Origin of the sequence: Acinetobacter sp. RF14B, from assembly GCF_006864105.1 — a bacterium.
GTDB classification, from domain to species: domain Bacteria; phylum Pseudomonadota; class Gammaproteobacteria; order Pseudomonadales; family Moraxellaceae; genus Acinetobacter; species Acinetobacter lwoffii_C.
Genome location: NZ_SMTB01000101.1, coordinates 1 through 7,963 on the forward strand (window position 1 = coordinate 1; position 7,963 = coordinate 7,963).

Below are 7,963 nucleotides of genomic sequence, written 5' to 3' on the forward strand. Positions count from 1 at the left end.
CACCAGCGCCTGATGTTCCCACAACCAGGCACTTTTCAGCTGATAATGCTCAAAGGCTTTCAGGCTGGTGACCAGCAGGCCTGCTTCGCCAGATGGACGTAAACGGGTATCGACTTCATAGACGCGGCCATCCAAGGTCTGTGTCGTCATCAATGACATAAACTTTTGCGCTACACGCATCGCAAATTTAAAACCACTGATTGGTTTTAGCCCGTTGGTATCAGCCTGTTCATCCATATAGTGAATAAACACCAGATCCAGATCCGAGCCATAACCGAGTTCAATCCCGCCGACCTTACCATAACCAATCACGGTAAAAGCCATATGATCTAAGGTACAACGCTGGCCTTCCGCATCTAGCGGGAAACCATGTTTTTTCACGGTAATCTGATAGGCCAGCTGTAAGGCAGCATTCACCGATACTTCCGCAATATCCGTGAGGGCATCGGAGACTTTCATCAGTGGACTTTCCGCCAATACATCACTGGCGGCCACCGCTAGTACATTGGATTTTTTAAACAGGCGCAGTACACGCATCTGGTCTTCAATCTGGTCCAATTCAATACGCAGCAATTGCTGGCGTAAAGAATCCTCCAGATCTTGACGTTTAGGCAGTTCAAAATCCATAGATAGAAACTCATCCAGCAAGACCGGATAATGGGTAAGTTCTTCACAAATCCACGGACTGACCGTTGCCATTTTAACCAGTCGCTGTAAAGCGCCTTTACTCTCGATGAGCATCACCAGATAGACGGTACGACGCATCACAGATTCGACCAGCGGCATCAGCCGGACCAATGCAGTTTTCGGTTTATCTGATTTCAGAATCGCTTCGATCAGATAAGGCCAAAAGGTTTTAAGACGCTGAGTGGCCTTGGCAGGTAATTTTTTTAAGGCATGTCCATACCAGAATTCATGCACCAAATTTTTGGCGGAGTCATCCAATACTTCATCAAGTCGCTGTTCGAGTTGGGCAAAACTTTTGATTTCAGGATCTGGCCCGGTTTCCTTAATCAGATGCTCAAACTGATAGGTGACCTTGGCACGTTTCTGATCCAGAACATGCATAAATTCAGACCAGTCTGCAAAACCCAAGGTATCGACCAAACGCTGGCGCAAATCCGGCTCAACCGGCAGACACTGGGTTTGCTGGTCATTCAAGGCTTGAATGGCGTGCTCCACCCGACGCAGGAACAGATAGGCATCTTCCAGATCAGCCACTGCCTGCTCATCCAGCAACTCCGCATCATCCAGATGGTTTAGGTTTACCAGGCACTGACGGTCTTGCAGTTCCAGTTTGGCGCCGCCATAAATCAACTGAAATACCTGCACAATAAATTCGACTTCGCGAATACCACCGGCACCGAGCTTGATATCATCTTCAATATTCCGGCGCTGTACTTCACGCTCGATCATGGCTTTCATTTCACGCATGGCTTCAAATGCGCTGTAATCGACGTATTTACGGAACACAAAAGGACGGGTCATGTCCAGCAGTTCATCACCTTCCGGACTCGGATTGACAATACGTGCTTTAATCCAGGCATAACGCTCCCATTCACGGCCATGCTGACTCAGGTATTTTTCCAAGGCGACATGACTAATGGCCAATGCAGAACCCTCCCCCCAGGGACGCAGGCGCATATCCACCCGAAAGACAAAACCATCGGCTGTAATCTGGTCCAGCAGATGAATAAGTTTTTGCCCCCACAGAATACAAAATTGCTGCACATCAATGCATTTACGCCCATTGCTTTCACCCTGTTCATCAAAGGCGAAAACCAGATCAATATCACTAGAAAGATTAAGTTCTTGTGCCCCCAATTTCCCCATGGCGATGACAATCAGGTCCTGCACCTTGCCGTTATACCCGATCGGTTCACCATATTTGGCAACCAGCGAAATACGTGCAAAATCTTTGGCGACACAAATGGCAGCATCAGCAAAATCGGAGAGTTCGCGGGTGAGCTGAACGACATGGGTGAGTTGATTGGCATCCTGCCAGATCCAGCGGAACATCAAGCGAGCACGGAGCAGACGCAAGGCGCGCATCCATTCAGCTTCATCATGTATTTGCCCGACAGCAACCTGAATCAAGTGATCAATCTCGGTTCTACTCAGGAAACCCTGAAACTGATCAACCGCATAATCCTGCTCTAAGCTGGCCTGATGCTTGGCAAGTACCTGCTCAGCATATTGGCTGGCTCTTAAGGTTTTCTGCAACTGGACGGCGTTCATCGCTCCATTCTTCCCCTGAAACTTTTTGCTTAGTTATAGCAGGAGTTCGATCTCAGGGGGAATGTTTTAGGCGGAAACTGACCTATTTTCAGGATTTTTCTAACTGCCGGTCTTCAATCACCAAAGCCTGGTGTTCATTAATCACTTTCGGCAAATGTACAGTAAAAGTGGTGCCGTGACCTTCTCTTGACTCTACTCTGATCTGCCCCTGATTCAGGTCAATAAAACGTTTACACAGCACCAATCCCAGACCGGCACCTTTCTCTTCGCTCGTTCCCTTGACCGTGACAACCAAATTCGGCTTGAACAGATTTTGTATCTGCTCATCAGTCATACCCAGACCTGTATCCTGAACCGTAATCTTGACTTGCTCACCCTCCATCTCAGCATCCAGAATCACCTGCCCCCCTTGATTTACCGGAGTAAATTTAAGGGCATTGGATACCAGGTTCTGTAATACCGAGGTGATCATATTAATGTCGGCATGGACTTTGATACTTTCCGGAATATTATCGATAAGCTCGATATTCTTTTTCAAAGCCAGGCTCTTCAGCACGTCACAGACAATTTTACTGGACTGCTTCAGCTCATAATTAATTGGATGATAAACAAAGCGTCCACCCTCAGCCATCGCCCAGGTTAATAGGCTTTCAAGCAGATTATAGGTCGATTGAGCCGTGTCATATAAATAGTCAGCAATATTCTGTGCACTGGCCTCATCCAGAGTATCGCGCTCTTGCGACAGGACTTCTGAAAAGCCCAGCAAGCCATGGAATGGCGCTCGCAGGTCATGGGCGATAATCTGAAAGAATTTGGTCTTACTGAAATTCAACGCACATTGCTGTTCATGCAACTCTTTCAACTCATCATATTCTGCACTCAGGCGAATCCGGCCCACCAGACTCTCTGCCAACTGTTTGACCGTGGCCACGTCTTCAGGATCGAAAGGCGCAGCTTCATCATCAAAGAAAACCACTTGCCCTAAAGAGGAATTGGCAGCTTCTTTAAGATTAAAAGCCACCAAGCGCTGATGAGCGACTCCAAGATTTTCAACATACTGGGAAATCTCGGCGTAATCAGGATGCAACTGGGTCACCACATCTGCTTCTTTAAAGGGTAGCTCTTGATCCTGAAGTGCGTGCAGGGCACGAAAACCCTGTGCACAGCTGTACCAGATATAGGGCTCACCATGAAAGCCTAGAATACTGGTTTTAACGCCTAAAATCCTTCGGGAAATCTTACAAAAGGTATCTAATAAGTTATTGGAGGTATAGACACCTAAAATGAGAGATATACGGCACGAGCTTAATTGCTCCGTATTCTGTCCGACCTCTAGCAGTTTTAGTTCCATGTCTGCCTCTATTTATGATAGTTAGTGGAAAAATTAATACGATAGACCAAATTTATACAAGCAATAACAAAGATTCTATACTTTCTAAAGTAGAAAAACTTCCATCATAAGCAAAGAAATTGTTAATTAATTTCTATTGAGATACATTTCTTTGTTAAAACAGCGACCTACGAATATTAAGAAGAGCTTTAAGTAAGTATAACTTTATATACAATATAGTGAAGACAATATTAATTACCTTAATAAGTTCATCTTTTCTCTATATTTCCTCCATATTGATGAACTACAGTAAATAAGAGTATTTTAACAACTGGTCAAAGAAATGAATGATATTTCACCCCTCTAAATCCTGTTATTTAGAGCTCAAAAATTGAGTAACAGGTTGAATTTATAACAACGAAAGCCTTTCTTTTTATTTAATAATACTTAAATAATGCTCCCGAAAACCTCCAGAAGAAAGCAACTTAGGCAATAAGATAATCCACGTTTCTACTACAAAAACTACATTAGTTTACAATTAACCGAAATCTAGCGTTAGCTTCTAAAAATTGGAAACAAGTTTTAACCATAAAAAAAAAGCGGCTACTAAAGCCGCTTTTTGATAAGAAACTAGTTATCCGAGATCAATGCCACCTGCTGCACATAGTTGAATAGCTTCTGCTTGGACTCGGCTAGAGTCGCTTCATCAGCCTGAGCTTTCAAATCGCGGTGAATCCGCAAAACATGCTGGCGAATGGTATGACGCTCTGCTGCATTATAAGTTTTGCTAAAGTCATTAATGACCGGATCACCATCTTTGATCATGCGTTCGACCCAGCGTTGCAGCTGAGCAGTCTTCTTTAAACCCTGTTTTGGGGTTAAATAAGACAAAATTATGCTTTCATCTTCATTCCGCAGCAGTTTGCCAATCCGTTGAAACTGGCGACGGCGTGCCTCATTGGAGCCGATGCTCTGTACATCCAGCAAAGCATCAATCAGACGCTCTTCTACAGGCAGATTTTTGATCTGCTTTACACTGAGCTCAGCCAGCTGTGCGCCCAAAGCAGCCATCCGCTGGACGGCTTTTTTCTGTTCAGTTTTACTTGCACGTCCTTCTAAAGATTCAAAGTCTTCTTCAGTAAAACTGTGCGGTCGACGTGCCACGATTAATCTGCCTCATAAAATTTTGCTGCAAAAAGTGCCTGAATTTCAGATAAGGCCATGTCCTCATCTGCGCCTTCAATCACCAAGCGTAAAGTGGTTCCCTTGCCTGCACCGAGCATCAACAGGGACATGATATTTTTCGCATCTACCAGTTTGTTCGCCTTTCCAATCTGGATACTGGAACGAAACTTGGTCGTTACTTCAATCAGTTTACCAGATGCACGCGCATGTAAACCCAGTTTATTAATCACGTCAACAGTCGTATCAATCATGACCAGTGCTTCATTTCTCGGTGGAGGACTTGAATAGACCATTTTGCCTCAAGCGCTTTTTTTAGTCTATCCACAATATAAACAGAGCGATGCTGCCCGCCGGTACAACCAATAGACACCGTTATATAATGACGATGTCCTTCAGCAAAGGTCGGCAGCCACTTGTCCAGAAAATGATAAATATCCTGAAACATATCTTCGACTTGAGCGCTTTTTTGCAAAAACTCCTGCACCGGCTGATCCAGGCCTGAAAACTTGCGAAGTTCAATTTCCCAGTGTGGATTAGGCAAATGCCGTACATCGAAGACATAATCGGCATCCAGAGGAATCCCGTGCTTATAACCAAAGGATTGTAAGATCAAAATCAGCTGATCGGTCTGTCCCAGTCGGGACAATAACGTATGCTTCAGGTCATGCACACTTTTATCGGTGGTATCAATGTGCACGGTAGAGCGCAGCTGAATCGGCATCAGCAGGATTTTTTCTTCCTGTATGCACTGATTCAGGCTTTTAAAACGTGCAGCCAGAGGATGTGGACGACGTGAAGCACTAAAGCGGGCGATCAACTCCTGATCCTGTGTGGTCAAATAGATGATATCGACCGAGCCATGCTGCTGTAGCTGCTCAAACACATGATTAAACTCTTCCAGATCCGCCCGGGTACTGCGCACATCGACCCCGAGTGCCAGCAATTCCAGATTATTGTCATTGTCCAGTTTTGCTACAATCTCAGGAAGTAAGGCCAAAGGCAAGTTATCAATACAGTAATAACCCAGATCTTCCAGTACCTGCAAAGCAGATGACTTACCTGAACCAGATTGCCCCGTGACAATTAAAATGCGCTTCATGCCCTACCATCCTTTCATCCTAGCCAACTGCGTACTTGACCTGCAAGTTATCGATCAAACGTGTGGTACCGAGTTTTACTGCCACCAATATCACCACATCTTGATTAAACGTCTGAATTTTCTGTAGCTCCAGGCTACGTGCTTCCACATAGTCGACTACAAGTCCGGCATCGGTCAGCGTTTCACGAATGCCTCTCAATACTTGTTCCAGCGTTTGGCCAGCATGTAACTGCTGCTCAGCGGCTTGCAGACTCTGGAAAATCACCGGTGCAGTTGCACGCTCCTGCTCACTTAAATATCCATTTCGTGAACTGAGTGCCAAACCATCTTCCGCCCGTGCAATCGGTACACCAATCACTTCCAGAGGAATATTCAGATCCTGGACAAACTGACGGATCACAGCCAGTTGCTGATAATCTTTTTGCCCAAAGAACGCATAGTTTGGCTGAACAATATTAAACAATTTTGTCACGACAACAGCAACACCATCAAAGTGGCCTGGACGTTGCAAACCGCACAGGTCATTGGTGATCTCAGCTACACTGATATTGGTCAACCGTGGCTTGTTACCATACATCTGCTCCACGCTTGGAGCAAATACGATGTCACAACCGGCTTCCGCCAGGAGCTGCTGATCCTGCTCCAGGGTACGTGGATAGCTATCAAAGTCTTCATTCGGTCCGAACTGGATCGGATTAACGAAAACACTGACCACAACGACATCACATAGCTTACGTGCTTCACGTACCAGATTCAGATGCCCCTGATGCAGATTACCCATGGTCGGTACAAAGCCAATCATTTTACGTGCCGAACGTGCAGGATTCAGTGAAGCTGATAAACCTTGGATGGTTGTTTCTGTTTTCATGTTACAACTCGACTTGGAATGTTTGTTCAGGTGCCGGGAATGAGCCATCCAATACTGCCGCATGATAGGCTTTGAATGCATCCAGAATGGCAGTTGCACCCGATTGCTCTTGCATAAAGTTACGTACAAATTTTGCAGTATGACCAAAGGTCAAGCCCAGCATATCCTGTACCACCAGTACCTGGCCATCGGTCGCTGACCCTGCCCCGATTCCAATGACCGGAACATGCGGGAACAGCTCAGTAATTTCCTGACCCAGTTGCGCAGGTACACACTCCAGTAAAAGTAGTGCAGCACCCGCCTCAACCACCGCCTTGCAATCTGCAATTAACTGATCTGCGGCTGCACGGGTACGTGCCTGTAATTTATAACCGCCAAAGACATGCACCGACTGCGGTGTTAAGCCCAGGTGGACACACACCGGAATACCGTTACGGGTCAATACCTGAACCGTTTCCGACAGCCATGCGCCACCTTCCATCTTGACCATTTGCGCACCAGCCTGCATTACAGTTTTCGAGCTTTGCAAGGCATCATTTAAAGTGGCATAACTCATAAATGGCAGATCGGTCATAATCAAAGCATGCTGATTGCCACGGCGTACCGCTGCCGTATGATAGGCCATATCTTCTACAGTCACAGGCAGTGTTGAGTCGCGACCCTGAATGGACATACCTAAGGAATCACCAATCAGAATACTGTCGACTGCGGCAATTTCCATGGCTTTAGCCATACTTGCATCATAACAAGTCAGGCAAGAAAATTTACGTCCTTCAGCCTTATATCGTCTTAAATCACTGAGACTGATCATGAAGATACTCCTCTATTTTTGAAGTTCTCTCGAACTGCCAATTATTTCAAAATTAAATATTTGCCCAGTTGGTGCGATCGAAGACCGTCAAGGCTGAGTGCTTAACGATGTCAAGGTCTTTTAATATATGTCCATTGAGCTGTAATTCAGGATCAATATCCAGCAGAGGCAGCAGCACGAAGTCGCGCTCCAGCACTCCCACATGCGGCACAATCAAACGCTCATGCTGAATCTGTTCATCGCCATAAATCAGCAAGTCCAGATCCAGCGTACGCTCGCCCCAGTGTCGTAAACGCACCCGGCCTGCTTCCTGCTCAAAGGCCTGCAGCTGATCCAGCAAGTCCAGCGCTGCAAGGTCTGTGACCAGTTGCACCACAGCATTGTAATAGTTCGGCTGGTCCTGTGGACCCATGGGCGGGCTTTGATATAAAT

General features: G+C 46.0%; 8 protein-coding genes. All 8 read right to left on the reverse strand.

Annotated elements, in window-relative coordinates:
- Positions 1–2,238, reverse strand: a 2,238-nt coding sequence (glnE, locus tag E2K52_RS12335; RefSeq protein ID WP_151205370.1) for a bifunctional [glutamate--ammonia ligase]-adenylyl-L-tyrosine phosphorylase/[glutamate--ammonia-ligase] adenylyltransferase, incomplete at its 3' end; no start/stop codon positions are given.
- Positions 2,239–2,326: 88 nt separating this feature from the next.
- Complete coding sequence (locus E2K52_RS12340; RefSeq protein ID WP_151205371.1) at positions 2,327–3,589, reverse strand: sensor histidine kinase; 1,263 nt, start codon at positions 3,587–3,589, stop codon at positions 2,327–2,329.
- A gap of 609 nt (positions 3,590–4,198) precedes the next feature.
- A complete protein-coding gene (gene yjgA / locus E2K52_RS12345) occupies positions 4,199–4,732 on the reverse strand; it encodes a ribosome biogenesis factor YjgA (protein ID WP_151205372.1) in 534 nt (177 codons plus the stop codon).
- A 2-nt stretch (positions 4,733–4,734) separates the two neighbouring features.
- The gene (locus tag E2K52_RS12350) at positions 4,735–5,004 is read right to left on the reverse strand and encodes an HPr family phosphocarrier protein (protein ID WP_151205377.1); all 270 of its coding nucleotides are present in this window, start codon (positions 5,002–5,004) and stop codon (positions 4,735–4,737) included.
- Positions 5,001–5,852 (reverse strand): RNase adapter RapZ, encoded by an 852-nt coding sequence (gene rapZ / locus E2K52_RS12355; protein WP_151205373.1) that lies wholly within the window; start codon positions 5,850–5,852, stop codon positions 5,001–5,003. Before rapZ ends, E2K52_RS12350 begins: the two co-directional genes overlap by 4 nt.
- Before the next feature lie 19 nt (positions 5,853–5,871).
- A complete protein-coding gene (panC, locus tag E2K52_RS12360) occupies positions 5,872–6,720 on the reverse strand; it encodes a pantoate--beta-alanine ligase (protein ID WP_151205374.1) in 849 nt (282 codons plus the stop codon).
- A gap of 1 nt (position 6,721) precedes the next feature.
- Positions 6,722–7,531 (reverse strand): 3-methyl-2-oxobutanoate hydroxymethyltransferase, encoded by an 810-nt coding sequence (gene panB, locus E2K52_RS12365; protein WP_151205375.1) that lies wholly within the window; start codon positions 7,529–7,531, stop codon positions 6,722–6,724.
- Between the two features lie 52 nt (positions 7,532–7,583).
- On the reverse strand, positions 7,584–7,963 hold a 380-nt coding region (gene folK, locus E2K52_RS12370), incomplete at its 5' end, for a 2-amino-4-hydroxy-6-hydroxymethyldihydropteridine diphosphokinase (RefSeq protein ID WP_151205376.1).